This window comes from Bradyrhizobium sp. LA2.1 (assembly GCF_040547725.1).
Classification (GTDB): Bacteria; Pseudomonadota; Alphaproteobacteria; order Rhizobiales; family Xanthobacteraceae; genus Bradyrhizobium; species Bradyrhizobium barranii.
On sequence record NZ_JBEPQI010000018.1, the window covers coordinates 14,864 to 39,283 of the forward strand.

Sequence of the window (24,420 nt, forward strand, 5' to 3'; positions counted from 1 at the left end):
CCTTGCGGCGCATCCCGGAATGACGAGGGTTGAGATGAAGCGGCCATCACGCCGCCTTCGACGCCGCCGCCAGCGACGCGAACGTCTTGCCTTCGGCCGCGAGCTTCTTCAGCAGCGGCGCGGGCTCGAGGCTCGGGTCGTTGGTCTCCTTGGCGTAGAAGGAGAGACGATCGGCGATGTGCTTGAGGCCGACGGTGTCGGCCCAGAACATCGGGCCGCCGCGGTAGATCGGCCAGCCGTAGCCATAGAGCCAGACCACGTCGATGTCGGAAGGACGCGCCGCGATGCCCTCTTCGAGGATCTTCGCGCCCTCGTTGATCATCGGGTACATCATGCGCTCGAGGATCTCCTCGTCGCTGACGACGCGCTTCTTGCGGCCGAGACGGAGCAGCGTCTCGTCGATCAGCTTTTCGACCTCCGGATCGGGCAGCGCCGAGCGACTTCCTGCTTCATACTTGTAGTAGCCCTTGCCGGTCTTCTGGCCGAAGCGGCCGGCTTCGCAGAGCGCGTCCGCGATCTCCGACTTGATGCCGCGGTCCTTGCGCGAGCGCCAGCCGATGTCGAGGCCGGCGAGATCGCCCATCGCGAACGGCCCCATCGGCATGCCGAATTTTGTAACCACAGCATCGACCTGCTGCGGCAAGGCACCTTCGAACAGCAGCTTCTCGGACTGCTTGCCACGCTGCGCCAGCATGCGGTTGCCGACGAAGCCGTCGCAGACGCCGACCACGGCCGGCACCTTCGCGATCTTTCGCGCGATGGTCACGGCGGTGACCAGCGCATCCGGCGCGGTCTTGTCGGCGCGCACGATCTCGCACAGCTTCATGACGTTGGCGGGCGAGAAGAAGTGCATGCCGAGCACGTCCTGCGGCCGCTTGGTCGACTTCGCGATCTCGTCGATGTTGAGGTAGGAGGTGTTGGAGGCGAGCACGGCGCCGGGCTTGACGTATTGGTCGAGCTTGCCGAACACTTCCTTCTTCACCGCCATGGTCTCGAACACGGCCTCGATCACCAGGTCAGCATCACCGACGTTCTCGATGCCGACGACGCCGTTGATCAGCGCCATGCGCTTGGCGGGCGCGTCGGCCGGGATGCCGCCGCGCGCGGCGGTCGCTTCCCAGTTCTTCTGCATGATGCCCATGCCGCGCTTGAGCTGCTCCTCGCCGGTCTCGATCAGGGTGACCGGCACGCCGGCATTGGCAAAGGACATCGCAATGCCGCCGCCCATGGTGCCGGCACCGAGGATGGCGACGCGGTTCACCGGCCGCGACTTGGTGCCTTCAGGGACGCCGGCGATCTTGCTGGCCTCGCGCTCGGCGAAGAAGGCATAGCGCTGCGCCTTGGACTGGTCGCTGGAGACGAGCTTGAGGAAGCCCTCGCGCTCCTTCTTCAGCCCCTCGTCGAACGGCAGGTCGATGGCGTAGCCGACGGCGTCGGCGGCGGCGAACGGCGCTTCCAGGCCGCGCGCCTTCTTGGTCATGGCCGCGACCGCATTGGTGAAGATCGAGCGGTCGGCCTTGGCCGCGGCGAGCTTGGAATCGTCGTCGCGCAGGCGCCGCAGCGGACGCTTCTCGGCGAGCAGCTTGCGCACGAAGGCCTCGCCGCCGGAGGCCGGACCTTCGACGATCTCCTCGATCAGGCCGTTCTTGAGCGCTTCGGCAGCACCGATCGGATCACCGCCCACGATCATCTTGACCGCGAGTTCCGGCCCGACCGCGCGCGGCAGACGCTGGGTGCCGCCGGCGCCCGGCAGCAGGCCGAGCTTCACCTCGGGCAGGCCGAGCTTGGCTTCCTTCACGGCCACGCGGAAATGACAGGCCAGCGCGACCTCGAGGCCGCCGCCGAGCGCGGTGCCATGGATCGCGGCAACGACCGGCTTGGGCGAGTTCTCGATCTCGGCGAGGACGTCGTTGAGGGCGGGCGGCTTCGGCGGCTTGCCGAACTCGGTGATGTCGGCACCGGCGATAAAGGTGCGGCCGGCGCAGGTCAGCACGATGCCCTTGATCGCGGGATCGGCGATCGCGGCCTTGATGCATTCGAGAATACCGCCGCGCACTGCGGCACTCAGCGCATTGACCGGAGGACTGTTGACCGTGACGATCCCGACTTCGTCATGACGCTCAAGCTTGACCACTTCGCTCACGGCTTCCCTCCTTGGTGGGGATTTACTTTTGTTCGATTTCGCGGTGCGGAATTTAATTCCGCATCTTGACGGCAGGGTTATTTTGAAGCACGGACGTTGTCAACGACTCCGCGCAAGAAGCAGATCAGGGATGAAGCGTACAGGCAAGAAGACTGCGACCGATCGGAATTTCGTCGTCGCGCTTTCCCGCGGACTAGATGTATTGCGCGCATTCCAACCCAGCGACGGACTTCTCGGCAACCAGGAGATCGCCGCGCGGACGAACCTGCCCAAGCCGACCGTTTCGCGCCTGACCTACACGTTGACGAAGCTCGGTTATCTGACACCGGTTCCCCGTTTCGAGAAGTATCAGCTCGCGCCCGCCGCGATGGCGCTCGGTTATGCGGCGTTATCCAATCTCGGCGTTCGGCATTTGTCCGAGCCATTTCGCGAGGAATTGATGCGCGCGACCGGCGGCGCCGTCGCGATCGGCGGCCGCGACCGTCACAGCATGATCTATTTCGGGCAAAGTCGCGGCAGCGAGACGGTCGGCGTTCAACTTGACGTCGGCTCCCGCGTGCCGATTGCAACCAGCGCGATGGGCCGCGCCTATTTCTGGGCGCTCGATGACGAGGGGCGCGCCGAGGTGTCCCGCATCCTGCGCGAACATTACGGCAGCCGGTGGCCGAAGATGCGCGACGGACTGGAACGTTCGGGCGAGACCGTTGCGAAATACGGTTTCGCGATGTCCGTCGGCGACTGGCACGACGACATCGGCGCCGCTGGCGTCGCGCTCAAGCTCAACGACGGAACCGGACCTTACGCGTTCAATTGCGGCGCGCCCGCATTCCGCTTCACGGAAGAGCGTTTGATCAACGACATTGGACCGCGTCTGCTGGCGATGGTAAGGAACATTGAAGCGGCACTCGGGGGACTGATGCCGCAATCCAAAAAAGAAGTCAGCAAAAAGCTGAAATCAGGAGGAAAAGTTGCGCGTGTGGCCGAGGGGTTCAGATAGCCTTTGTCATCACCGGGAGCGGTTCGCATCGCCCCTTCGCCCACTGACGTGTGTGGGCGAGACGAGATGACGCAGGCACAGCTCGCGCGGGGGACATCGCCCCTGCTCGCGGTTCGCGACGTCAGCGTCGTGTTCGGCGGCATCATCGCGCTCAACGGCGTGTCCTTTGACATGCACAAGGGCCAGATCCTCGGATTGATCGGCCCCAACGGCGCCGGCAAGACCACGCTCTTCAACTGCCTCTCGCGGCTCTATCAGCCGTCGTCGGGCGACATCCTGATGGAAGGCGTGAGCATCCTGTCGCGGCCTCCGCACCGGATCGCCGAGATCGGTATCGGCCGCACCTTCCAGAACGTGGCGCTGTTTCCGAACCTCTCGGTGATGGACAACGTCCGCGTCGGCGCCCATTCGAAGACCTCCAGCGACATCATCAGCGACTCGCTTCGGCTCGCCTGGGTCCGGCGCAGCGAGACCGAGGTCAACAAGAAGGTGCAGGAGATCCTCGCCTATCTCAAGCTCGAGGACGTCGCCCACACCATCGTGTCCGGCCTGCCCTTCGGCACGCAGAAACGCGTCGAGCTGGCGCGCGCGCTCGCGGCAGACCCGAAGATCCTGCTGCTCGACGAGCCGGCCGGCGGCCTCAACCACGAGGAAGTCTATCTGCTCGGCGACCTCATCCGCCGCATCCGCGACGACCGCCACATGACCGTGCTGCTGGTCGAGCACCACATGGGCCTCGTGATGTCGATCGCCGACCACGTCGTCGCGCTGAATTTCGGCAAGAAGCTCGCGGAAGGCACGCCGGCCCAGGTGCAGGCGGACCCCGACGTCATCAAGGCCTATCTCGGGAGCAAGGACCAATGACGACGCTGCTCAACGTCAAGGACCTGCGCGCCTATTACGGCCAGGTCCAGGCGCTCCATGGCCTGTCCTTCTCGCTCAACGAAGGATCGTTGACGACGCTGCTCGGCGCCAATGGCGCCGGCAAGACCACCACCCTGCGCGCGATCTGCAACATGGTGCGTTCCACCGGCGCGATCGAGTTCGAAGGCAAGCCGCTCAGCAACCGCTCCACCGAGAGCATCGTGCGGTTCGGCATCGCCCACGTGCCGCAGGGCCGCGGCACCTTCACGACCATGACGGTCGAGGAGAACCTCCAGCTCGGGGCCATCACCCGCAAGGACAGCGCCGGCATCGTTTCCGACATCGAGCGCATGTACGCGCATTTCCCGGTGCTGAAGCAGCGCCACACCCAGCAGGCCGGCACGCTCTCCGGCGGCGAGCAGCAGATGCTCGCGGTCGCCCGTGCGCTGATGCTGCGGCCGCGCCTGATGCTGCTCGACGAGCCGTCCTTCGGACTGGCGCCGCTGGTCGTGCGCGACCTGTTCGGCATCCTCGGCAAGATCAACCGCGAGGACAAGGTTTCGATCCTGGTGGTCGAGCAGAACGCCCAGCTCGCGCTCGAGCTCGCCGACCAGGCCTATGTGATCGAGACCGGACGCATCGTGATGTCGGGCAATGCCAAGGACATCGCGAACAACGAAGAAATCCGCAAATCCTATCTGGGTTACTGAGGAGCCGGCACGATGGAGCTGTTCACCAACCAAGTGCTGGCCGGCATCGCCACGGGCGCGATCTACGCCTGCATGGCGCTCGCCGTGGTCATGATCTACCAGGCGATCGACCATCTCAACTTCGCGCAGGGCGAGATGGCGATGTTCTCGACCTTCATCTCCTGGCAGCTGATGCAATGGGGCGTGCCTTACTGGGCCGCCTTCATCCTGACGCTGGCGCTCTCCTTCGTCGCCGGCATCGCGATCGAGCGCATCCTGTTCAAGCCGCTGGCGAAAGCGCCGGTGCTGACCAACGTCGCCGGCTTCATCGCGCTGTTTGCGATCATCAACTCCTCAGCCGGCCTGATCTGGGACTTCACCATCAAGCAGTACCCGACCCCGTTCGGCTCCGCGCCGTTCCTGGGCAGCCAGCTGATCTCGACCCACCAGGCCGGCATGATCGGCGTCACGGTGCTGCTGCTGCTCGGCCTCTACTTCTTCTTCCAGTACACGCGCATCGGCCTGGCCATGCGCGCGGCCGCCTCGGTGCCTGAATCGGCCCGCCTCGTCGGCATCAACACGTCCTGGATGATCGCGCTCGGCTGGGGCATGGCGACCGCGATCGGCGCGATCGCCGGCATGCTGATCGCCCCTGTCGTGTTCCTCGAGCCCAACATGATGGGCGGCGTGCTGATCTACGGCTTTGCCGCCGCCGTGCTCGGCGGTCTCACCAGCCCGTTCGGCGCCGTGGTCGGCGGCTTCCTGGTCGGCATCTTCGAGAACCTCGCCGGCACCTACATCCCCGGCGTCGGCAACGAGCTGAAGCTCCCGATCGCGCTCGCGCTGATCATCTCCGTCCTGGTCGTCAAACCCGCTGGCCTGTTCGGCCGGCACATCGTCAAGCGAGTTTGATCATGAGCGCTGCAGAAGAAGTCGTTGCAGAAGGCCACGAGGCGGTCGAGGCTGTTCCGAAGCGGGCCATGACGCTGGGCACCGGCACCTCGCTGGTGGTGCTCGCGGCACTGCTGATCGCACCCGTTTTCGTCAAGAACTTCATCATCTTCCAGATGACGATGCTCCTGATCTACGGGCTCGCGGTGCTGGCGCTGAACATCCTGACCGGCGGAAGCGGCCAGTTCTCGCTCGGCCAGAGCGCGTTCTACGCGGTCGGTGCCTATACGACAGCGGTGCTGATGGAGCACTTCAACGTCAATTACGCGCTGACGCTGCCGATCGCCGGCGTCGTCTGTTTCGGCTTCGGCTTCCTGTTCGGGCAGCCGGCGCTGCGGCTCTCCGGCGTCTACCTCGCGCTTGCGACCTTCGCGCTCGCCACCGCCATGCCGCAGCTCCTCAAGCTGAACTTCCTCGAGCACTGGACCGGCGGCGTGCAGGGCCTCGTCGTCACCAAGCCGGATGCGCCGTTCGGCCTGCCGATGTCGCAGGACATGTGGCTGTACTACTTCACGCTGGTGGTCGTGATTGCGATCTACATCTTCTCGGTGAACCTGCTGCGTTCCCGCTCGGGCCGCGCCTTCATGGCGATCCGCGACAACGAGATCGCGGCCTCCGCGATGGGCGTCGACGTCGCGCTGTACAAGACGCTGGCGTTCGGCGTCTCCGCCGCCATCACCGGCATCGCCGGCTCGCTTGGCGCCATTGCGGTGCAGTTCGTCGCGCCCGACAGCTACACCATCACGCTCGCAATCTCGCTGTTCCTCGGCATGGTCGTCGGCGGCGTCGGCTGGCTGCCCGGCTCGATCGTCGGCGCTGCCTTCATCATCTTCGTGCCGAACATCGCGGAGGGCATCTCCAAGGGCCTCTCCGGCGCGGTGTTCGGCGTGCTCCTGTTCCTCGTCATCTACCTCGTGCCGCATGGCGCAAGGCAAGTCGCGATCCTGGGCCAGCAACTCGCCGGTCGGCTCAGGAAGAACTGAAACTTCCATCCAGACTGTTGTTTTAACCAAGGAGACCCAATTGCTTTTCGGAAGAATACTGCGAACCACCGCACTCGTAACGGCGGTCGCGACCCTCACCTCCGGCGCAGCACTTGCCCAGAAGAAATACGACACCGGCGCGTCCGATACCGAGATCAAGATCGGCAACATCATGCCGTACAGCGGTCCGGCGTCGGCCTATGGCATCATCGGCAAGACCGAAGAAGCCTATTTCAAGATGATCAACGACAAGGGCGGCATCAACGGCCGCAAGATCAACTTCGTCACCTATGACGACGCCTATTCGCCGCCGAAGGCCGTCGAGCAGGTCCGCAAGCTGGTCGAGAGCGACGAAGTGCTGGCCGTGTACAATCCGCTCGGCACGCCCTCGAACACCGCGATCCAGAAGTACCTGAACGCCAAGAAGATCCCGCAGCTGTTCGTCGCCACCGGCGCCACCAAGTGGAACGACGCGAAGAACTTCCCCTGGACCATCGGCTGGCAGCCCTCCTACCAGAGCGAAGCGCAGATCTACGCGAAATGGCTGATGAAGGAAAAGCCGAACGCCAAGGTCGCGATCCTCTACCAGAACGACGATTTCGGCAAAGACTACCTCAAGGGCACCAAGGACGGTCTCGGCGCCAAGGGCGCGTCCATGATCATCATGGAAGAGAGCTACGAGATCTCCGAGCCGTCGATCGACGGCCACATCGTCAAGATCAAGGCCGCCAATCCCGACGTGCTGCTGATCTACGCGACGCCGAAGTTCGCGGCCCAGACCATCAAGAAGACCGCCGAGCTCAGCTGGAAGCCGCTCCAGATCCTCACCAACGTGTCGATCTCGGTCGGCAGTGTGATGAAGCCGGCCGGCTTCGAGGCTTCGCAGGACGTGCTGTCGGCGGCCTATGCCAAGGATTCCACCGACCCGCAGTGGAACAACGATCCCGGCATGAAGAAGTGGAACGAGTTCGTCGACAAGTACATGCCCGGCGCCGACAAGACCGACACCGGCATGGTCTACGGCTACGGCGCGGCGTCGACCCTGGTCAAGACGCTGGAAATGTGCGGTGACGACCTCACCCGCGCCAACCTGATGAAGCAGGCCGCTTCCTTGAAGGATTTTGCACCGGACACGCTGCTGCCCGGCGTCAAGATCAACACCAGCGCCACCGACTTCGCCCCGATTTCGCAGCTCCAGATGCAGCGCTTCAAGGGCGAGAAGTGGGAACTGTTCGGCGAGATCATCAGCGGCGACGTCGCTTCCGAGTGACGCTGACGCAATAGTCCAAGTCTGGTCAGTTCAAGTCTAGTCAAATCTGACAAAGCCCCCGCGGGCGACCGCGGGGGCTTTTTGTTGACGTCAGACGTCAATCTTGTTCAATGCGGCGCCGATCCATTCCGGGTGGAGAAAGATGACTGTCGTTCGATTTCAGGTTGCGGCCGTTTCGGCCGCGCTCGCGTTGTGCACTGCGGTGAGCAGCCCGGCACTGGCGCAAAAAAAATACGACAGCGGCGCTTCCGATACCGAGATCAAGATCGGCAACATCATGCCCTATAGCGGTCCGGCCTCCGCCTATGCCGCGATCGGCAAGACCGAGGAAGCCTATTTCAACAAGATCAATGCCGAGGGTGGCATCAACGGCCGCAAGATCAAGTTCATCTCCTACGACGACGGTTATTCGCCGCCGAAGACGGTGGAGCAGGCGCGCAAGCTGGTCGAGAGCGACGGTGTGCTGCTGATCTTCGGCTCGCTCGGCACCTCCACCAACGGCGCCATCCGCAAATACATGAACGAGAAGAAGGTGCCGCAGCTGTTCGTGGCGAGCGGCGCCTCCAAGTGGAACGATCCCAAGCAATATCCGTGGACCATGGGCTGGCAGCCGAGCTACGCCAGCGAGGCGCGGATCTACGCCAAATACATCATGAAGGAGAAGCCGGACGCGAAGATCGGCGTGCTCTACCAGAACGACGATTTCGGCAAGGACTATCTGAAGGGGCTGAAGGACGGCTTAGGGGCCAAGGCGTCGATGATCGTGCTCGAAGACGGCTACGACACATCGGAGCCCGCGATCGACGAGCACGTCGTGAAGCTGAAGGCCTCCGGCGCCGACGTCTTCCTCAGCATCACCACGCCGAAATTCGCCGCGCAGGCGATCAAGAAGGCGGCCGAGATCAACTGGCATCCGGTCCACATCATCTCCAACGTCTCGGCTTCGGTCGGCGGCGTGCTCGAGCCCGCGGGCCTGGAGATCTCGCAAGGCATCCTGTCGGCGAGCTACACCAAGGACGGCTCCGACCCGCAATGGAATGCCGATGACGGCATGAAGAAGTTCTATAATTTCCTCGCGCAGTACGACCCCAAGGCCAACAAGCTCGATGCCGGTGTGGTGTTCGGCTATGCCGCGGCCCAGACCATGGTGAAGGTGCTGCAGATGTGCGGCGACGAGCTCACCCATGAGAACGTCATGAAGCAGGCCGCTTCATTGAAGGATTTCGAGCCCGACACGCTGCTGCCCGGCATCAAGATCAACACCTCCGCCGATAATTTCGCCCCGATCGAGCAGCTCCAGATGATGCGGTTCAAGGGCAGGAAATGGGAGCTGTTCGGCGACATCATCTCGAGCGAGCTCGGCCATTGAAGCCGCGCAACTCAAAATCGCCTCCGACTGGTTAATCAACTCAAGACAGCGGCGCCGTCTCGCAGTCGCACACGAGCGCGCGCCGGTCCTTGACTACTAAAGGAGCAGCCCCTGCGACACAGCCGCGGGGGCTTTCTGTTGAAGGCTCCCGGTAAATCGTATTGAATTGCCTCCGCGCCGCCAAAAATCATCAAGCCAAGAAAAGGGACGCACACACACCAAGAAAATAGGGAGATAGGAATGCCCGCTGTCACCGGCAAACTTGCGGCCGCGTCACTGGCGCTTGCGCTCATTGCGGCCTCGGCCTCCACTGCATCGGCCCAGAAGAAATACGATACCGGCGCGACCGACACCGAAATCAAGATCGGCAACATCATGCCCTACAGCGGACCGGCCTCCGCCTACGGCATCATCGGGCGGACCGAAGCCGCCTATTTCAAGAAGATCAACGACGAGGGCGGCATCAACGGCCGCAAGATCAATTACATCTCCTATGACGACGCCTACTCGCCGCCGAAGACGGTGGAGCAGGCCCGCAAGCTGGTCGAGAGCGACGAGGTGCTGTTCATCTTCAACTCGCTCGGCACGCCGCCGAACTCGGCGATCCACAAATACATGAACTCGAAGAAGGTGCCGCAGCTGTTCGTCGCGACCGGCGCCACCAAGTGGAACGATCCGCAGAACTTCCCCTGGACGATGGGCTGGCAGCCCAATTACCAGAGCGAGACGCAGATCTATGCGAAGTGGCTGCTCAAGAACAAGCCGGACGCCAAGATCGCGGTGCTTTACCAGAACGACGATTACGGCAAGGACTATCTCAAGGGCCTCAAGGACGGCCTCGGCTCGAAAGCCGCCTCGATGATCGTCATCGAAGAGAGCTACGAGACCTCCGAGCCAACCATCGACAACCACATCGTCAAGCTGAAGTCGACCGGCGCCGACGTCTTCATGAACATCACGACGCCGAAATTCGCCGCGCAAGCGATCAAGAAGAATTCCGAGATCGGCTGGAAGCCGCTGCACTTCCTCAACAACGTCTCGGCCTCCGTCGGCAGCGTGATGAAGCCGGCCGGCTTCGAGAACGGTCAGGACATCATCTCGGCCGACTATCTCAAGGACGTGTCGGATCCCGCGTGGAACAACGATCCCGGCATGAAGGAGTTTCTGGCGTTCATGACCAAATACTTCCCCGAGGGCGACAAGCTCGATAAGGGCACGATCGTCGGCTATGCCGTGGCGCAGACACTGGTCCAGGTCTTGAAGCAGTGCGGTGACAATCTCACGCGCGAGAACATCATGAAGCAGGCGGCGAACCTGAAGGACTTCCGCACCGAGGCACTGCTGCCGGGCGTGAAGGTCAACACCTCGCCGACCGATTTCGCGCCGATCAGCCAGCTTCAACTCGAGAAGTTCAAGGGCGAGAAGTGGGAGCTGTTCGGAGACGTGATCAGCGCCGACGTCGGCGGCTAACCCCAAACGACAGAGAGCCCCCTGCGCGGCCATCGCAGGGGGCTTTTGCTTGCGCGCGGATTATGATCACGCGATTGCACAATCGAATGATGGTAAAGCCCGCTTACGCTTTGGCGCCTGATGCGGTAGGCAGGGAGCCGGCGATTTTGTCGCCATCATTTCAGTTCGCTGAAGGCCTTCGCCATGACCGACCGACGTCCCCTGCTCCGCGCGCTCTACGACGCCGCCGTTGCCGCCGCCCATCCCAGCACGATTCTGGCGCCGCATCTGCGGCCCGCGCCTAAAGGACGCGTGATCTGCCTCGCCGCCGGCAAGGGCGCGGCTGCGATGGCCGCGGCCGCCGAGCGGCACTATCTCGACACGCTCAAGCTCGCGCCGGAGCGCCTCGTCGGCATCGCCACCACGCGCCACGGCTACGGCGTGCCGACGCGCCGCATCCGCGTGGTCGAGGCCGGTCACCCCGTGCCCGACGAGGCCGGCCTGAAGGGCGCCGCCGATACGCTCGCGCTCGCTGGCGAGGCCGGGCCCGACGATCTGCTGCTGGTGCTGCTCACCGGCGGCGGCTCGGCGAACTGGATCGCGCCGGTGGACGGCATCAGCTTCGCGCAGAAGCAGGCGGTCAACAAGGCGCTGCTCCGCTCGGGCGCGCCGATCGGCGAGATGAACACGGTCCGGAAACATTTGTCGCGGATCAAGGGCGGCCGGTTGGCGCGCGCCGGCAAGAATGCCGCCGAGATCGTGACGCTCGCGATTTCCGACGTGCCGCACGACGATCCGTCCGCCATTGCTTCCGGCCCCACCGTGCCCGATCCGACCACGCTGGCGGATGCGCGCGCGATCGTCGCGAAGTACAAGCTCGCCATCGACGACGCCGTCCGCCGCGCGCTCGACGACCCCGCCAACGAAAGCTGCAAGCCGGGCGATGCCGCCTTCGCGCGCGCGCATTTCGAGCTGATCGCGCGGCCCAAGCAATCGCTCGACGCCGCGGTGAAGCTCGCCAAGGAAGCGGGTTATGAGACCATCGATCTCGGCGCCGATCTCGAAGGCGAGGCCCGCGAGGTCGCCGCCGATCACGCCAGGCTCGCGCTTGAAGCACGCGCGCAGGGCAAGCGCCTTGCGATCCTCTCCGGTGGCGAGCTCACCGTTACCGTGCGCGGCAATGGGCGCGGCGGCCCCAACCAGGAATATGCGCTGGCGCTCGCCGGCCTGCTGAAGGACACGCCTGACATATCCGCTCTCGCCGGCGACACCGACGGCGCCGATGGCGGCGCCGGCCACCCCACCGATCCCGCCGGCGCGCTGATTGATGCTGCGACGTTCGCGAAGATGAAGGCGCTGGCGCTTCAGCCGCAGGCGTATCTGGACAACAACGACGCGACGACGTTCTTCGAGGCGACCGGCGATCTGCTGATGCCGGGACCGACGCTGACGAACGTGAACGATATCCGGGTGATTTTGGTGGATTGAGGCGCCTGCCCAGGTCTCGCTGTCATTCCCCGCGAAGGCGGGGAATCCAGTACGCTGCGGCCTATCGGCTCGATCACAAACGTCTCGGAGTACTGGATCGCCCGGTCAAGCCGGGCGATGACAGCCGGGCCTCAAAACTCGTTCGCGATCTTCGAGAGCATCCCGATCAGGGCTTCGCGGTTGGACTGCCCGAGCAGCTCGTTCAGCCGGGACTCGTGCTTGGTGGCGACCAGCTTTTTCGCCCGGGTCAGGACGGCCTTGCCCTTGTCGGTCAGCACCAGGATGTGCGAGCGGCGGTCGTTGGTGGAGCGGATCCGCGCGCAAAGGTCGCGGCTCTCCAGATTGTCGAGCATCGCCACGAAGTTCGGGCGCAGGATGCCGAGCGTCGAGGCGATCTCGGTCTGGTTACGGCCCGGATTCTTCTCGACCAGCAGCAGCACGGAGAACTGCGCAGGCGTGAGCTGGAGCGAGGCCATGCAGCGCAAAAAGTTCTCGAACACCTTGAGCTGCGCCCGCTTCAGCACGTAGCCGAGCTGCTCGGAGAGCTCGCCAAGCTGGAGGGCTTCAGGCTGGGCCTCGGCCGCGTCCTTGCGGCCCTTGGCCGCGTCGCCGGGCTTTTCAGAAGACTTTTCAGCGGTTTTGGAAACGGTCATCGCCTCGTGCTCGTGATCCCGCTAAATTCGGGGCGGGTCGTCCGCCCCACCCTTGAAGTTATATTTGATAATTGTTATGGACCATATCAAATATCGTCAGCGTTTCAATGGCTGTGAGCGGACCGTCCACCGCAATTGCGGAGCCCGGTCCCGATCTTTGAGGGGGAGCGTCCGGTCTTGAATACCACCATCATGCTGTTCCTGGTACAGGACGGCATCACCAATGGCGCGATCTACGCGCTGCTCGGCCTGGCGCTGGTGCTGGTGTTCGCCGTCACGCGCGTCATCCTCATTCCCCAGGGCGAATTCGTCACCTACGGCGCGCTGACCTATGCCTCGCTGGCCGCGGGCCAGATGCCGGGCACGGCAAAGCTCGCGCTGGCGCTGGGCATCGGCGCCTTCGTGTTCGACCTGTTCGTGGCGCGCAAGGCGCTGCACGGCCGCCTGATCGTGCGCAGCCTCGTCACCAACGTCGTGCTGCCGGCCATCGTGCTGGCGCTGACCATCTACTTCGCCGCCCAGAAGCCGCCGGTGGCGGTCTGCATCGCGCTGTCGCTGGTGATCGTGGCGATGATCGGCCTCTACCTCTACCGCATCGCGTTCCAGCCGCTGGCGCACACCTCCGTGCTGGTGCTGCTGATCGCATCGGTGGGCGTCCACCTGGCGCTGCAGGGCCTCGGCCTGCTGTTCTTCGGCGCCGAAGGCCAGCGCGGACCTGCCGTGCTATCAGGCTCCTTCACCGCCGGTGCACTGCGCTTCACCGGCCAGAGCATCACCGTCTACGGCATCACCATCGCCTTCATCGTCGGGCTCTGGCTGTTTTTCGGGCTGACGCTCTACGGCAAGGCGCTGCGCGCGACCGCCGTGAACCGGCTCGGCGCCCGCCTTGCCGGCATCCGCACCACGCTGTCCGGCCAGATCGCCTTCCTGCTGGCGTCCGTCATCGGCGCGCTGTCGGGCATCATGATCGTGCCGATCACGACGCTCTATTACGACTCCGGCTTCCTGATCGGCCTCAAGGGCTTCGTTGCCGCGATCATCGGCGGCCTGGTCAGCTATCCGCTCACCGCCGTCGCGGCGCTGGTCGTCGGCATCGTCGAGGCGTTCTCGTCCTTCTACGCCTCCAACTACAAGGAAGTGATCGTCTTCATGCTGCTGATCCCCGTGCTGCTGCTGCGCTCGCTCGCCGCGCCCGCGGTCGAGGAAGAGAAGGACTGACGCGCGATGCAGAGCCGGCTTCCCATCCTCATCTTCGCGCTTCTGATGGCGGCGATTCCGTTCGTCCCGGGCATGCCGCCGTTCTGGATCGTGCTGCTCGACAATATCGGCCTTGCCGCCCTCGTCGCGATGGGCCTCGTGCTGCTCACCGGCGTCGGCGGCCTGACCTCGTTTGGCCAGGCGGCTTTCGTCGGCTTCGGCGCCTACACCACCGCGGTGCTGTCGACGGCCTATGGCCTGTCGCCGTGGCTGACCTTGCCGCTGTCGCTGTTGGTCAGCGGATCGTTGGCGGTGCTGCTTGGCCTCGTCACTGTCCGTCTCTCCGGGCACTATCTGCCGCTTGGCACGCTCGCCTGGGGGCTGGGCCTGTTCTATCTCTTCAGCAAGCTGGAATTCCTGGGAAGAAACGACGGCATCTCAGCGATCCCGCCGCTGTCGATCGGCTCGTTCAAGATGCTCTCGCCCGGCTCGATCTATTACGCGATCTGGGTTGCCGTCATCCTCTCGGCCCTGCTCACGATGAACCTGCTGGATTCCCGCACCGGCCGCGCCATCCGCGCACTGCGCCGCGGACACGTCGCGGCCGAAGCGTTCGGCGTGCACACGCCGCGCGCGAAGCTGCTGGTGTTCATCCACGCCGCGGTGCTCGCCGGCCTCTCCGGCTGGCTCTACGCACATCTCCAGCGCGCGGTGAACCCGACGCCGTTCGGCGCGCAGGCCGGCATCGAATATCTCTTCATCGCGGTGGTCGGCGGCGCCGGCTATGTCTGGGGCGGCGTGCTGGGCGCGGCGATCGTCGTGGTCCTGAAGGAGGTGCTGCAAAGCTATTTGCCGCTGATCCTGCCCGGCTCCGGACAGGTCGAGACCATCGTGTTCGGCATCCTGCTGGTGGCGCTGCTCCAGCTTGCGCCCGGCGGCGTCTGGCCCTGGCTGATGTCGTTCCTGCCCGAGCGAACCCGCGGCAAGAAGCCGGACACCTCGCTGAAACTGGAGCAGCGCACCCGCGCGGCCGGCCAGTCCGGCGTCCTGCTCCAGGTCGAGAAGGCGCGAAAGCAGTTCGGTGGCGTGATCGCGGTCAACAACGTCTCCTTCGACGTGCAGGCCCGCGAGATCGTCGCGTTGATCGGACCGAACGGCGCCGGCAAGAGCACGACGTTCAACCTGATCACCGGCGTGCTGTCGGCGACATCGGGCTCGATCTCGGTGCTCGGCAAGAAGGTCGACAGGGCGCCACCGCAGGAGATCGTCAAGCTCGGCATCTCCCGCACCTTCCAGCATGTGAAGCTCGTCCCTGATATGACCGTGCTGGAGAACGTCGCGATCGGCGCGCATCTGCGCGGCCATTCGGGACCGATCTCCTCGATGCTGCGGCTCGACCGCGCCGATGAAGCGAAGCTGCTCGCGGAGGCCGCCCGCCAGATCGAGCGCGTGGGCCTCGCCGAGCAGATGCATCAGCTCGCAGGCTCGCTCTCGCTCGGCCAGCAGCGCATCGTCGAGATCGCGCGTGCGCTATGCGTCGATCCGATGCTGCTGCTGCTCGACGAGCCGGCCGCCGGCCTGCGCCACATGGAGAAGCAGCGCCTTGCCGCGCTGCTGCGCGAATTGCGCGACGGCGGCATGAGCGTGCTTCTTGTCGAGCACGACATGGGCTTCGTGATGAACCTCGCCGACCGCATCGTGGTGCTCGATTTCGGCACCAAGATCGCGGAAGGCACGCCCGCCACGATCAAGACGAATCCCGAAGTGATCAAGGCCTATCTCGGAGTGGCGGCATGAGCGCGCTGTTGTCCGTCGCCGACGCCCATGTCGCCTATGGCAAGGTCGAGGCCGTGCGCTCGGTCTCGCTCGAGGTCGGCGCCAACCAGATCGTCACCATCGTCGGCGCCAATGGCGCCGGCAAGACCACGCTGCTCTCCGCCATCATGGGCATCTTGCCGCTGAAGGGCCGCGTCGCCTTCGCCGGGCAGGATCTGTCACGGCTCGACATCGAGGACCGCGTCGCGATGGGGCTCGGCCTCGTCCCCGAGCACCGCGAGCTGTTCGTGACCATGAATGTCGAGGACAATCTCGAGCTCGGGGCCTTCCGCATCGAGCGCAGCAAGGCGAAAGCCTCGATGGAGCGCGTCTACACGCTGTTTCCGCGGCTGAGGGAGCGGCGCAAGCAGCTCGCGGGCACCCTCTCCGGCGGCGAACAGCAGATGCTCGCGATGGGCCGCGCACTGATGGGCGAGCCGAAGCTCTTGATGCTGGACGAGCCGAGCCTCGGCCTCGCCCCGATCATCGTCGCCGACATCTTCCGCATCGTCACTGAGCTGCGCGCCAGCGGCGTTTCCGTGCTGCTGGTCGAGCAGAACGCGCAGGCCGCGCTGAAGATTGCGGACCAGGCCTATGTCATGGAGCTCGGCGAGTTCGTGCTCAGCGGCAAGGCCAGCGATGTCGCGGCGAACGAGCGCGTGGCGGCCAGCTACCTCGGTTTCCAGCACGAAGGCGCGAGTGTGATCTGATTTCTTGGCTGGCTCCTCTTCCTTCTCCCTCGTTGGAGAAGGTGGCGCGCGTCAGCGCGCCGGATGAGGGGTTCTCTCCACGAATGACGACGTGGGACCATCGCCTGCGGAGAGACACCCCTCACCCGTCTCGCGGCTACGCCGCGAGCCACCCTCTCCCGCAGGGAGAGAGGGTGTACCGTGAGCCACGCTAGCTTTCTCCTGAAGGCAGACTTGCTTTTCCCTTCAACGCCGCGACCTCCGCTTCCAGCTCCGCGATCCGCTGGTCCCTCGCCGCCAGCGCTGCCGCGACATCCGGCGCATCGAACTTCTGCGGAATGTGCTGCGGGCAGTTGGTGTCCCACGCTGCGATCTTGAACAGGATCACCTGCTCCGGGCGCGCGCGGTACCCCTTGGGCATCAGCGACGTCGTCAGCGCCTCATCGTCCTCGACGACGCGCGCCTCGCCCCAGATCTTCACGCGGCGGCGATGGGCGTAGTCCATCACGAAGATATAGGCCTTGGGATTCTCGGACAGGTTTCCCTGCGTGATGTATTGCCGGTTGCCGGCGTAGTCCGTGAAAGCCAGCGTCTGCTTGTCCAGCACCTTCAAAAACCCCTTCGGGCCGCCGCGGTGCTGGATGTAGGGCTGGCCATCGGCCGAGGCGGTGGCGAAATAGAAGCTGTTGGCGTCAGCCAGGAACGCCGCGAGGTTCTCATCGACCTCGGTGCGCCAGCCGCGCTGCTCGGCATGGGCATAGCCTTCGCGCGATCCCTTTCGGGTCTGGATCAATTTCACCGCCGGCGTGAACGCCACGTCGCTGGCGTAGGTGTGAGTTGCCGTCATCGGAACATCTCCTGAAATCCCGGCGCATCCCTGCGTCTTTCGCTCTCCAAAATGGACCTTCCGGCGGGCAAAACAATCTGGCCACTTGACACTTCATCATTGCAATATATGCAATAATTCCATGGACCGCCTCGAAGCCATGCACGTCTTCGTCACCGTCGCCGATCTGCGCGGCTTTGCGCCGGCGGCGCGCAAGCTGCAGCTGTCGCCGTCGGCCGTGACGCGGCTGATCGCGGCGCTGGAGGAGCATCTCGGCGCGCGCCTGCTGCAGCGGACCACGCGGCAGGTGCGGCTGACCGATGTCGGCACACGCTATCTGGAGCGCGCGCGGCGGATCCTCGCCGATGTCGAGGAGGCCGACGGCTCGGCGCGGGAGGAGCGTAACCGGCCGAGCGGCCGTCTGGTGGTGTCGGCGCCCCTCGGCTTCGGGCGGCTGCATGTCGCGCCGGTCATGACCGATTATCTCAAGCGCTATCCGGAGGTCACGGCCGAGCTCAGGCTCTCGGACAACCTCGTCAATCTCGTCGAGGACGCAGTCGATGCCGCGGTGCGGATCGGCCATCTCGCCGATTCTTCGCTGGTCGCACGCCAGGTCGGCGAGATGCGGCGGATCACGGTGGCGACGCCGGGCTACCTGAAACGCCACGGCGAGCCGAAGACGCCACAGGAATTGCTCGCGCACCAGACCATCGCGTTCGGCCCCTACGCCAATTGGCACTTCGTCCAGGACGGCCGCGATATCGAGTGGACGCCGACGCCACGTTTTACCAGCAACAGCGCCGACGCCGCCCTGCAATATGCAGAAGCCGGCGGGGGCATCACGCGGGTGCTGGCCTATCAGGCCGCAGAGGGGTTGAAGCGCGGGCGGCTGAAAATCGTGCTGGCGAAATACGAGCAGCCGGCGCTGCCGATCCACATCGTCTATCCGACCTCGCGTTTGCTGTCGGCCAAGGTGCGCGCGTTCATTGATTTGGTGGTGGAGACGGCGGAGTGGAAGTTTGGGTGATGGTCTCGTGTACCGGACGCGCTGCAACGCGTAGCGTTGCTGCGCAGAGCCGGGACCCAGAAGGCCAGAGCAAGGGCTGCGGATGGATGGGCCCCGGCTCTGCGGAGCGGCACTTCGCGCCGCACCGCGTCCGGGGCACGAGAGCCTTACCCCTTCTTCGGAACCACCCGAAATGTCCCGCTGGCGCGCGCGATCACGGTGTCGTCCGCCTTCACCAGACATTGCGCGAAACAGATCGTCTTGCCGGTCCGGATCACGTCGCTCTCGATCGCGAGCCACTGGCCGATCTCGGCGGAGCCGACGAAATCGACCGTGAGCGAGATCGTGACGAACGAGGTGGTCCAGTTCGTCATCTGCGCGCAGCTATAGCCCATGGCGTTGTCCGCGAGTGCGGCGATGAGGCCGCCATGGATCAAGCCGCGGCCGTTGGTGTGCGGCCTGGCGAGGCGCAGGCCGATGATCACGGCCTTGTCGGTTTTCTTCGCGTAGAGCGGCTCCCACGGCTCGGTGAGCGGACTCTTGCGCGAAAGCGGCTCGAAGCCGTCGGGGATGTCGGTGTCGGTCATAGCGTGTCTCGTGTTGCTGGCTGGCGCCATTGAACGCGATGTGGATGACGATTTCATCGCCTACAAAGTTTTAAACGGAATTTGCGTGGGTGTTTGAAATGATGCTCATTGTTGAGAACAGTGCCGTAGGGTGGGCAAAGGCGCGCAGCGCCGTGCCCACCGTCCCTCACCGAAGGTAGTGCTGGTGGGCACGCTACGCTTTGCCCACCCTACGGCACCGACGGCACCGTCCTAAAACGGCAGCCCCACATAATTCTCCGACAGCGACGTCATCGCGGCCTGCGACTGCGTGACGTAGTCGAGCTCGGCGAGCTGGATGCGCCCGCCGATGGTGCCGGTGTCGGGGAATTTGTGCAGCATCGAGGTCATCCACCAGGAGAAGCGCACCGCTTTCCAGACCCGCGCCAGCGCCGTGGCGGAATAGGCATCGATGCCGGCGTTGGATTTCTCGTCGTAGAATTCGCGAAGTGCGTTCGACAGATAATGCGCATCGCTGGCAGCTAAGTTCAGCCCCTTCGCGCCGGTCGGCGGCACGATGTGGGCGGCGTCGCCGCACAGGAACATCCTGCCGAATCGCATCGGCTCCGCGACGAAGCTGCGCAGCGGCGCGATGCTCTTCTCGATCGAGGGGCCGGTGACGAGACTGTCGGCCGCCTCCTGGTCGAGCCGGCGCTTCAATTCGTCCCAGAAGCGGTCGTCCGGCCATTGGTCGACATGGTCGTCGAGCGCGCACTGCACGTAGTAACGGCTGCGCTTGGTCGAGCGCATGGTGCAGAGCGCGAAGCCGCGGGCGTGGTTGGAATAGATCAGCTCGTGGCTGACAGGCGGCGTCTCCGAGAGGATGCCGAGCCAGCCGAACGGGTAGATCCGCTCGAACTCCTCGATCGCCGTGGCCGGGACGCTGGCGCGGCTGACGCCGTGAAAGCCATCGCAGCCGGCGATGAAGTCGCAATCGATCGTGTGGGTGACCCCGTCCTTGACATAGGTGACGCGCGGCCGACTGCCGTCGAAATCATGCGGCTGCACGTCCTTGGCCTCGTAGACCGAGGTGAGACCAGCGGCCTTGCGCGCATTCATCAGGTCGAGCGTGACCTCGGTCTGGCCATAGATCATGACCGTCTTGCCGGTCGCGGCCTTCATGTCGATGCGGTGACGGCGGCCGGAAAAGGCGAGCTCGATGCCTTCATGCACCAGGCCTTCGGCATGCGCCCGCGCGCTGGCGCCGATCTGGTCGAGCAGCGCAACGGTTCCCTCCTCGAGGAGACCGGCACGGATGCGGCCCAACACGTAGTCCGGGCTCTGCCGCTCCAGAATCACATTGTCGATGCCGTATTGGTGCAGCAGTTGCCCAAGCAACAATCCGGCCGGCCCGGCCCCGATGATTGCGACTTTTGTCCGCAATACTTGCTCCTCCCGATCCTGTAGGTTTTCGCCGCGGCTCGCTTGTCGCGTCGGTCCGCGCAAGATAATTATATCATATAATCGTTGGGCAAAAGGGGAGTGCGCCCGAGCAGCGACAAATCCATGCAACATGGCTGACGTAGATGACGCGGCGGCACGCCGCGCCAGTTCCGGCTTGAACGCGCCGGCAAATTAGATAACATGTTAATTAATGAGACCGGGCCATCGAAGCCCGCCGTCGAAACAGGGAGAGACGACCGATGAGGAAAGCCTGTCTGGCGTTGCTGCTGGCAGCAAGCGTGAGCCCCGCGTTCGCGCAGGACAAGACCTTCGATTTGAAGGTTTCGCACTGGGTGCCGGCCTCGCATCCGCTGCAGAAGTCCCTGGAAGACTGGGTGGCCGCGGTGAATAAGGATTCCGGCGGCACCATCACGGGCAAGGTGTTTCCCGCCCAGCAGCTCGGCAAGGCGTTTGACCATTACGACATGGCACGCGACGGCATCGCCGACGTCACCTACGTCAATCCCGGCTATCAGCCCGGCCGCTTCCCGATCGTCGGCGCCGGCGAATTGCCGTTCCTGATTTCGGACGCCAAAGGCGGCTCGATGGGCCTGGACGCCTGGTACCGCAAATATGCCGAGAAGGAGATGAAGGACGTCAAATACTGCCTCGCCTTCGTCCACTCGCCTTCGTCGTTCCATTCCAAGACGAAGAAGATCGTGATGCCGGAGGACGTGAAGGGCCTGAAGATCCGTCCCGCGCACGCCACCATGGCGAATTTCGTCACCTCGCTCGGCGGCACCAATGTGCAATCCTCCGCGCCCGAAGTGCGCGACATCATCGAGCGCGGCGTCGCCGACGGCGTCACCTTCCCCTGGGGCTCGCTGGTGCTGTTCGGCATCGACAAGGTGACCAAGTACGACATGGAGGCGCCTCTCTACACTACGACCTTCGTGTTCGTGATCAACAAGGACAAGTACAACGCGATGTCCGACAAGCAGAAGGCCGCGATCGACAAGAACTGCTCGACCGAGATGGCCGGCGTGGTCGGCGAGCACTGGGGCAAGTTCGAGGACGCGGGCATCGACAAGGTCAAGGCGGAATCCAATCATGAGGTCTACAAGCTGACACCCGAGCAGACCGCCGCCTGGAAGAAGGCAGCCGATCCCTTGGTCAAGACCTGGGGCGAAGGCGCCAAGAAGGCCGGCGCCGATCCCGACGCGGCGTTGGCGGATCTGAAGGCGTCGCTGAAGAAGTACAACGCGCTGGCGGAGTAGCGCCAAGCTGCGGCCGCGGCCAGCTCTCTTCTTCCCCCTCTCCCCGTTCTTACGGGGAGAGGGTTGGGGTGAGGGGCTGCTTCCGCAGAGACGGTGACAGCTCGATTCGCGGAGAGTCCCCTCACCCGAATTCGAGCGACGCTCGAATTCGGCCTCTCCCCGCAAGCGGGGCGAGGTGAAGTGCGCGGCGAGACCGAGATCAAACAATGACAGCACACGACGTGACACCTCCCATGAAGCGCTCCTGGATGGACCGGATCATCGACACGATCGAATGGATCGCGGCCGGCTTCGTCGGCATCGTCGCGCTCGACATCTTCCTGTCGGTGCTGCTGCGCAACACACTGAATTACTCGATCCCCGATTCGTTCGACATCGGCCGCATGCTGCTCGGCATTCTCATTTTCTGGGGCATCGCGGCGACGTCCTATCGCGGCACCCACATCACGGTCGACCTCGTCTGGGGCAATGTTGGGCCGCGCTATCAGCGCTGGATCGACGTGTTCGCAACGCTGGTGCTGCTGTTCGTCGTCACCGTGCAGACCTGGACGCTGTTCGACAAGGTGCGCGGCACCTACAACGACAATGTCCAGACCTTCGACATGCACATGCCGACCTGGCCGTTCTTCGCGGTCGCGTGGATCGGTGATGCCGCGGCCGTGCTGCTGATCGCGATCCGCACCTACCGCCTGATCTTCCATCCCGAAGACATGCACGATCCCAAATTGAAGGCGACGGAGTAATCATGAGCACCGATGCCGTCGCCTTAATCGGCTTCGTTTCCCTGTTCGTCCTGATGCTGCTGCGCGTGCCCGTCGGCATGGCCATGGGCCTCGTCGGCGTGACCGGCTTCGCCTATCTCGTCAACGGCACTGCGGCGCTGAAACTGGTCGGCCAGACCTCGATGCGTACGGTCACCGACTACACGTTCGGCGTCATCCCGATGTTCCTGCTGATGGGCTCCTTCGTCAGCAATTCCGGCATGAGCCGCGAGCTGTTCCGCGCCGCCAACGGTTTCGTCGGGCATCTGCGCGGCGGGCTCGGCATCGCCACCGTCGGCGCCTGCGGCGGCTTTGCCGCGATCTGCGGCTCCTCCGTCGCGACCGCCGCGACCTTCTCCGCGGTCGCCTATCCCGAGATGCGCCGCTTCGGCTATCCGCAATCGTTCGCCACCGGCGTGATCGCCGCCGGCGGCACGCTGGGCGCGATGCTGCCGCCGTCCACCGTGCTCGCGGTCTACGGCATCATCACCGAGCAGGACATCGGAAAGCTCTTCATCGCCGGCATCATTCCGGGCCTCCTGGCGATGACCATGTACATGATCACGATCTTCCTGATCGGTCATTTCCGCCCGGACTTCCTGCCCAAGGGCAAGGTGCTGCCGTGGCGCGAGCGCTTTGCGGGCCTGAAGGACATCTGGGCGCCGGTCTTGCTGTTCGTGTTCGTGATCGGCGGCCTCTACGGCCTGCCGTTCCTGCCGCGCTTCACGCCGACCGAAGCCGGCGGCGTCGGCGCCGCGGGCGCCTTCATCATCGGCGTGGTCACGGGGCGGCTCGACCGCGAGAAGATCCTGGCCTCGCTGCTGCAGGCGACGCGCACCGCGGCCGCCGTGTTCACCGTGCTGATCGGCGCGTTGATCTTCGGCTATTTCCTCACGGTGACGCAGACGCCGCAGAAGGTCACCGAATTCCTCACCGGTCTCGGTCTCGGCCCCTACGGCGTGCTGGCGCTGATCATGGTGATGTATCTCGTGCTCGGCTGCCTGATGGACGCCATGGCGATGATCATCCTCACCGTGCCGATCATCTTTCCCGTCATCACGCATCTCGGATTTGATCCGATCTGGTTCGGCGTCATCATCGTGATGACCGTCGAGCTCGGCCTGATCCATCCGCCGGTCGGGATGAACGTCTTTGTCATCAAGAGCGTGGTGAAGGACGTTTCCTTCTCCACGATCTTCAAGGGTGTGATCCCGTTCGTGGCGACGGATCTGGTGCGGCTGGTGATTTTGATCGCGTTCCCGCTGCTGGCGACCTGGCTGCCGACACGGATGATGGCGCACTGACGAGGTGAAACGATGACCACACCGGCGCTCGAGACCAAATACGTCTTCACCGTCACCGCAAAGATCGGCGACGTCGTCACCGCCGGCGAGACCGGCATTGGGGTCCGCCGCATCATCCCGATTATCGGCGGCGAGGTGACGGGCGCGATCACCGGCAAGGTGCTGCCGTTCGGCGCCGACTTCCAGACCATCCGTCCCAACGAGCTGATCGATCTCGAAGCGAAATACGCCTTCGAGACGGATGACGGCGCTATCGTCTACGTCGAGAACAAGGGCATGCGGTTCGGCCCGGTCGAGCTGCTGCAAAAGCTCAAGCGCGGTGAGCCGGTCGATCCGAAGCTGATCTATTTCCGCACGGTCCCGAAGTTCGAGACGGGGCACGAAAAATATCGCTGGCTGATGGAGCACATTTTTGTCGGCTCAGCCGCACGCCATGCGGATCGCGTGGTGATCGACGTGCACCAGGTGGTGTGAGAAAGCTGCCACCTCGTCATTGCGAGCGCAGCGAAGCAATCCGGGATCTTTCCGCGGAGAGACTCTGGATTGCTTCGCTGCGCTCGCAATGACGGAGGGTGCGGCAACAGCAGCGTATTGCAGGGCCGTAGAGACCCCTGACCGCCGGATGAGATCCAGGCAATTCAATCCCCGCCCGGGGTGATATCCTCCCCGCACTCCTTGACTCCCCCAGAATTCGTTATACA

Annotated in this window: 22 protein-coding genes; 17 read left to right on the forward strand and 5 right to left on the reverse strand. The window is 64.2% G+C overall.

Features of this window, described 5'->3' with window-relative positions; translation table 11 throughout:
• Positions 1–46 precede the first annotated feature (46 nt).
• Positions 47–2,143 carry a 3-hydroxyacyl-CoA dehydrogenase NAD-binding domain-containing protein gene (locus ABIB95_RS29840; RefSeq protein ID WP_208088863.1) on the reverse strand — a complete coding sequence of 699 codons (2,097 nt, stop codon included), beginning with the start codon at positions 2,141–2,143 and terminating at the stop codon, positions 47–49.
• Positions 2,144–2,273: 130 nt separating this feature from the next.
• On the opposite strand from ABIB95_RS29840, the gene ABIB95_RS29845 reads away from it, so the two are divergent.
• The 9 genes from ABIB95_RS29845 to ABIB95_RS29885 all read left to right on the forward strand — a co-directional run bounded on the left by ABIB95_RS29845 (position 2,274) and on the right by ABIB95_RS29885 (position 12,203).
• Positions 2,274–3,140 (forward strand): IclR family transcriptional regulator, encoded by an 867-nt coding sequence (locus tag ABIB95_RS29845; protein WP_063980942.1) that lies wholly within the window; start codon positions 2,274–2,276, stop codon positions 3,138–3,140.
• A gap of 66 nt (positions 3,141–3,206) precedes the next feature.
• The gene (locus ABIB95_RS29850) at positions 3,207–4,004 is read left to right on the forward strand and encodes an ABC transporter ATP-binding protein (RefSeq protein ID WP_166345288.1); all 798 of its coding nucleotides are present in this window, start codon (positions 3,207–3,209) and stop codon (positions 4,002–4,004) included.
• Positions 4,001–4,714 carry an ABC transporter ATP-binding protein gene (locus ABIB95_RS29855; RefSeq protein WP_014498266.1) on the forward strand — a complete coding sequence of 238 codons (714 nt, stop codon included), beginning with the start codon at positions 4,001–4,003 and terminating at the stop codon, positions 4,712–4,714. The genes ABIB95_RS29850 and ABIB95_RS29855 overlap by 4 nt, the downstream gene beginning before the upstream one ends.
• A gap of 12 nt (positions 4,715–4,726) precedes the next feature.
• The gene (locus tag ABIB95_RS29860) at positions 4,727–5,605 is read left to right on the forward strand and encodes a branched-chain amino acid ABC transporter permease (protein WP_063980940.1); all 879 of its coding nucleotides are present in this window, start codon (positions 4,727–4,729) and stop codon (positions 5,603–5,605) included.
• A gap of 2 nt (positions 5,606–5,607) precedes the next feature.
• The gene (locus tag ABIB95_RS29865) at positions 5,608–6,627 is read left to right on the forward strand and encodes a branched-chain amino acid ABC transporter permease (RefSeq protein WP_028151939.1); all 1,020 of its coding nucleotides are present in this window, start codon (positions 5,608–5,610) and stop codon (positions 6,625–6,627) included.
• A 40-nt stretch (positions 6,628–6,667) separates the two neighbouring features.
• Positions 6,668–7,897 carry an ABC transporter substrate-binding protein gene (locus ABIB95_RS29870; protein WP_071916729.1) on the forward strand — a complete coding sequence of 410 codons (1,230 nt, stop codon included), beginning with the start codon at positions 6,668–6,670 and terminating at the stop codon, positions 7,895–7,897.
• Between the two features lie 142 nt (positions 7,898–8,039).
• A complete protein-coding gene (locus tag ABIB95_RS29875) occupies positions 8,040–9,266 on the forward strand; it encodes an ABC transporter substrate-binding protein (RefSeq protein ID WP_354244609.1) in 1,227 nt (408 codons plus the stop codon).
• A gap of 240 nt (positions 9,267–9,506) precedes the next feature.
• A complete protein-coding gene (locus ABIB95_RS29880; protein ID WP_071916731.1) occupies positions 9,507–10,736 on the forward strand; it encodes an ABC transporter substrate-binding protein in 1,230 nt (409 codons plus the stop codon).
• A gap of 183 nt (positions 10,737–10,919) precedes the next feature.
• Positions 10,920–12,203 (forward strand): glycerate kinase type-2 family protein, encoded by a 1,284-nt coding sequence (locus ABIB95_RS29885; protein ID WP_231143881.1) that lies wholly within the window; start codon positions 10,920–10,922, stop codon positions 12,201–12,203.
• A 131-nt stretch (positions 12,204–12,334) separates the two neighbouring features.
• Here the strand turns inward: ABIB95_RS29885 and ABIB95_RS29890 are convergent, their stop codons facing one another.
• The gene (locus ABIB95_RS29890) at positions 12,335–12,856 is read right to left on the reverse strand and encodes a MarR family winged helix-turn-helix transcriptional regulator (protein ID WP_038933532.1); all 522 of its coding nucleotides are present in this window, start codon (positions 12,854–12,856) and stop codon (positions 12,335–12,337) included.
• Positions 12,857–13,033: 177 nt separating this feature from the next.
• Here ABIB95_RS29890 and ABIB95_RS29895 point away from each other — a divergent pair, with 177 nt between their 5' ends.
• The 3 genes from ABIB95_RS29895 to ABIB95_RS29905 are packed head-to-tail and all read left to right on the forward strand — an operon-like array spanning position 13,034 to position 16,578.
• The gene (locus ABIB95_RS29895) at positions 13,034–14,074 is read left to right on the forward strand and encodes a branched-chain amino acid ABC transporter permease (protein ID WP_085403557.1); all 1,041 of its coding nucleotides are present in this window, start codon (positions 13,034–13,036) and stop codon (positions 14,072–14,074) included.
• A gap of 6 nt (positions 14,075–14,080) precedes the next feature.
• Positions 14,081–15,850, forward strand: a complete 1,770-nt coding sequence (locus ABIB95_RS29900) for a branched-chain amino acid ABC transporter ATP-binding protein/permease (RefSeq protein WP_354244613.1) — start codon at positions 14,081–14,083, stop codon at positions 15,848–15,850.
• Entirely contained in the window at positions 15,847–16,578 is a 732-nt protein-coding gene (locus ABIB95_RS29905; RefSeq protein WP_354244616.1) for an ABC transporter ATP-binding protein, read from the forward strand. Before ABIB95_RS29900 ends, ABIB95_RS29905 begins: the two co-directional genes overlap by 4 nt.
• Before the next feature lie 190 nt (positions 16,579–16,768).
• Here ABIB95_RS29905 and ABIB95_RS29910 read toward each other — a convergent pair whose 3' ends face one another.
• Positions 16,769–17,404, reverse strand: coding sequence for a pyridoxamine 5'-phosphate oxidase family protein (locus ABIB95_RS29910; protein WP_354244619.1), 636 nt, complete (start codon positions 17,402–17,404; stop codon positions 16,769–16,771).
• A gap of 121 nt (positions 17,405–17,525) precedes the next feature.
• Between ABIB95_RS29910 and ABIB95_RS29915 the strand changes: the two genes are divergently transcribed.
• Positions 17,526–18,410, forward strand: a complete 885-nt coding sequence (locus tag ABIB95_RS29915; protein ID WP_354244621.1) for a LysR family transcriptional regulator — start codon at positions 17,526–17,528, stop codon at positions 18,408–18,410.
• 146 nt (positions 18,411–18,556) lie between these two features.
• Here the strand turns inward: ABIB95_RS29915 and ABIB95_RS29920 are convergent, their stop codons facing one another.
• Together ABIB95_RS29920 and pobA are read right to left on the reverse strand one after the other, a co-directional pair.
• A complete protein-coding gene (locus ABIB95_RS29920; RefSeq protein WP_354244624.1) occupies positions 18,557–18,976 on the reverse strand; it encodes a PaaI family thioesterase in 420 nt (139 codons plus the stop codon).
• A gap of 231 nt (positions 18,977–19,207) precedes the next feature.
• On the reverse strand, positions 19,208–20,377 hold the full coding sequence (gene pobA / locus ABIB95_RS29925) for a 4-hydroxybenzoate 3-monooxygenase (protein ID WP_354244626.1): 1,170 nt from the start codon (positions 20,375–20,377) through the stop codon (positions 19,208–19,210).
• Positions 20,378–20,637: 260 nt separating this feature from the next.
• On the opposite strand from pobA, the gene ABIB95_RS29930 reads away from it, so the two are divergent.
• The 4 genes from ABIB95_RS29930 to ABIB95_RS29945 all read left to right on the forward strand — a co-directional run bounded on the left by ABIB95_RS29930 (position 20,638) and on the right by ABIB95_RS29945 (position 24,193).
• Positions 20,638–21,654 (forward strand): TRAP transporter substrate-binding protein, encoded by a 1,017-nt coding sequence (locus tag ABIB95_RS29930; protein WP_354244629.1) that lies wholly within the window; start codon positions 20,638–20,640, stop codon positions 21,652–21,654.
• A 233-nt stretch (positions 21,655–21,887) separates the two neighbouring features.
• A complete protein-coding gene (locus ABIB95_RS29935) occupies positions 21,888–22,397 on the forward strand; it encodes a TRAP transporter small permease (protein WP_014498282.1) in 510 nt (169 codons plus the stop codon).
• Between the two features lie 2 nt (positions 22,398–22,399).
• The gene (locus tag ABIB95_RS29940; RefSeq protein ID WP_071916741.1) at positions 22,400–23,719 is read left to right on the forward strand and encodes a TRAP transporter large permease; all 1,320 of its coding nucleotides are present in this window, start codon (positions 22,400–22,402) and stop codon (positions 23,717–23,719) included.
• Positions 23,720–23,731: 12 nt separating this feature from the next.
• Positions 23,732–24,193, forward strand: coding sequence for a DUF3237 domain-containing protein (locus ABIB95_RS29945; protein ID WP_354244632.1), 462 nt, complete (start codon positions 23,732–23,734; stop codon positions 24,191–24,193).
• The last annotated feature ends 227 nt before the right edge of the window (positions 24,194–24,420 follow it).

What these genes read in the sequence shown, in the direction of transcription:
- ABIB95_RS29910 (WP_354244619.1), bottom strand. Translation starts at nt 17,404, where the DNA reads ATGACGGCAACTCACACCTACGCCAGCGACGTGGCGTTCACGCCGGCG.
- ABIB95_RS29890 (WP_038933532.1), bottom strand. Translation starts at nt 12,856, where the DNA reads ATGACCGTTTCCAAAACCGCTGAAAAGTCTTCTGAAAAGCCCGGCGAC.
- ABIB95_RS29945 (WP_354244632.1), top strand. Translation starts at nt 23,732, where the DNA reads ATGACCACACCGGCGCTCGAGACCAAATACGTCTTCACCGTCACCGCA.
- ABIB95_RS29855 (WP_014498266.1), top strand. Translation starts at nt 4,001, where the DNA reads ATGACGACGCTGCTCAACGTCAAGGACCTGCGCGCCTATTACGGCCAG.
- ABIB95_RS29930 (WP_354244629.1), top strand. Translation starts at nt 20,638, where the DNA reads ATGAGGAAAGCCTGTCTGGCGTTGCTGCTGGCAGCAAGCGTGAGCCCC.
- ABIB95_RS29875 (WP_354244609.1), top strand. Translation starts at nt 8,040, where the DNA reads ATGACTGTCGTTCGATTTCAGGTTGCGGCCGTTTCGGCCGCGCTCGCG.
- ABIB95_RS29865 (WP_028151939.1), top strand. Translation starts at nt 5,608, where the DNA reads ATGAGCGCTGCAGAAGAAGTCGTTGCAGAAGGCCACGAGGCGGTCGAG.
- ABIB95_RS29900 (WP_354244613.1), top strand. Translation starts at nt 14,081, where the DNA reads ATGCAGAGCCGGCTTCCCATCCTCATCTTCGCGCTTCTGATGGCGGCG.
- ABIB95_RS29860 (WP_063980940.1), top strand. Translation starts at nt 4,727, where the DNA reads ATGGAGCTGTTCACCAACCAAGTGCTGGCCGGCATCGCCACGGGCGCG.
- ABIB95_RS29915 (WP_354244621.1), top strand. Translation starts at nt 17,526, where the DNA reads ATGGACCGCCTCGAAGCCATGCACGTCTTCGTCACCGTCGCCGATCTG.
- ABIB95_RS29940 (WP_071916741.1), top strand. Translation starts at nt 22,400, where the DNA reads ATGAGCACCGATGCCGTCGCCTTAATCGGCTTCGTTTCCCTGTTCGTC.
- ABIB95_RS29850 (WP_166345288.1), top strand. Translation starts at nt 3,207, where the DNA reads ATGACGCAGGCACAGCTCGCGCGGGGGACATCGCCCCTGCTCGCGGTT.
- ABIB95_RS29920 (WP_354244624.1), bottom strand. Translation starts at nt 18,976, where the DNA reads ATGACCGACACCGACATCCCCGACGGCTTCGAGCCGCTTTCGCGCAAG.
- ABIB95_RS29845 (WP_063980942.1), top strand. Translation starts at nt 2,274, where the DNA reads ATGAAGCGTACAGGCAAGAAGACTGCGACCGATCGGAATTTCGTCGTC.
- ABIB95_RS29935 (WP_014498282.1), top strand. Translation starts at nt 21,888, where the DNA reads ATGAAGCGCTCCTGGATGGACCGGATCATCGACACGATCGAATGGATC.
- ABIB95_RS29905 (WP_354244616.1), top strand. Translation starts at nt 15,847, where the DNA reads ATGAGCGCGCTGTTGTCCGTCGCCGACGCCCATGTCGCCTATGGCAAG.
- ABIB95_RS29880 (WP_071916731.1), top strand. Translation starts at nt 9,507, where the DNA reads ATGCCCGCTGTCACCGGCAAACTTGCGGCCGCGTCACTGGCGCTTGCG.
- ABIB95_RS29885 (WP_231143881.1), top strand. Translation starts at nt 10,920, where the DNA reads ATGACCGACCGACGTCCCCTGCTCCGCGCGCTCTACGACGCCGCCGTT.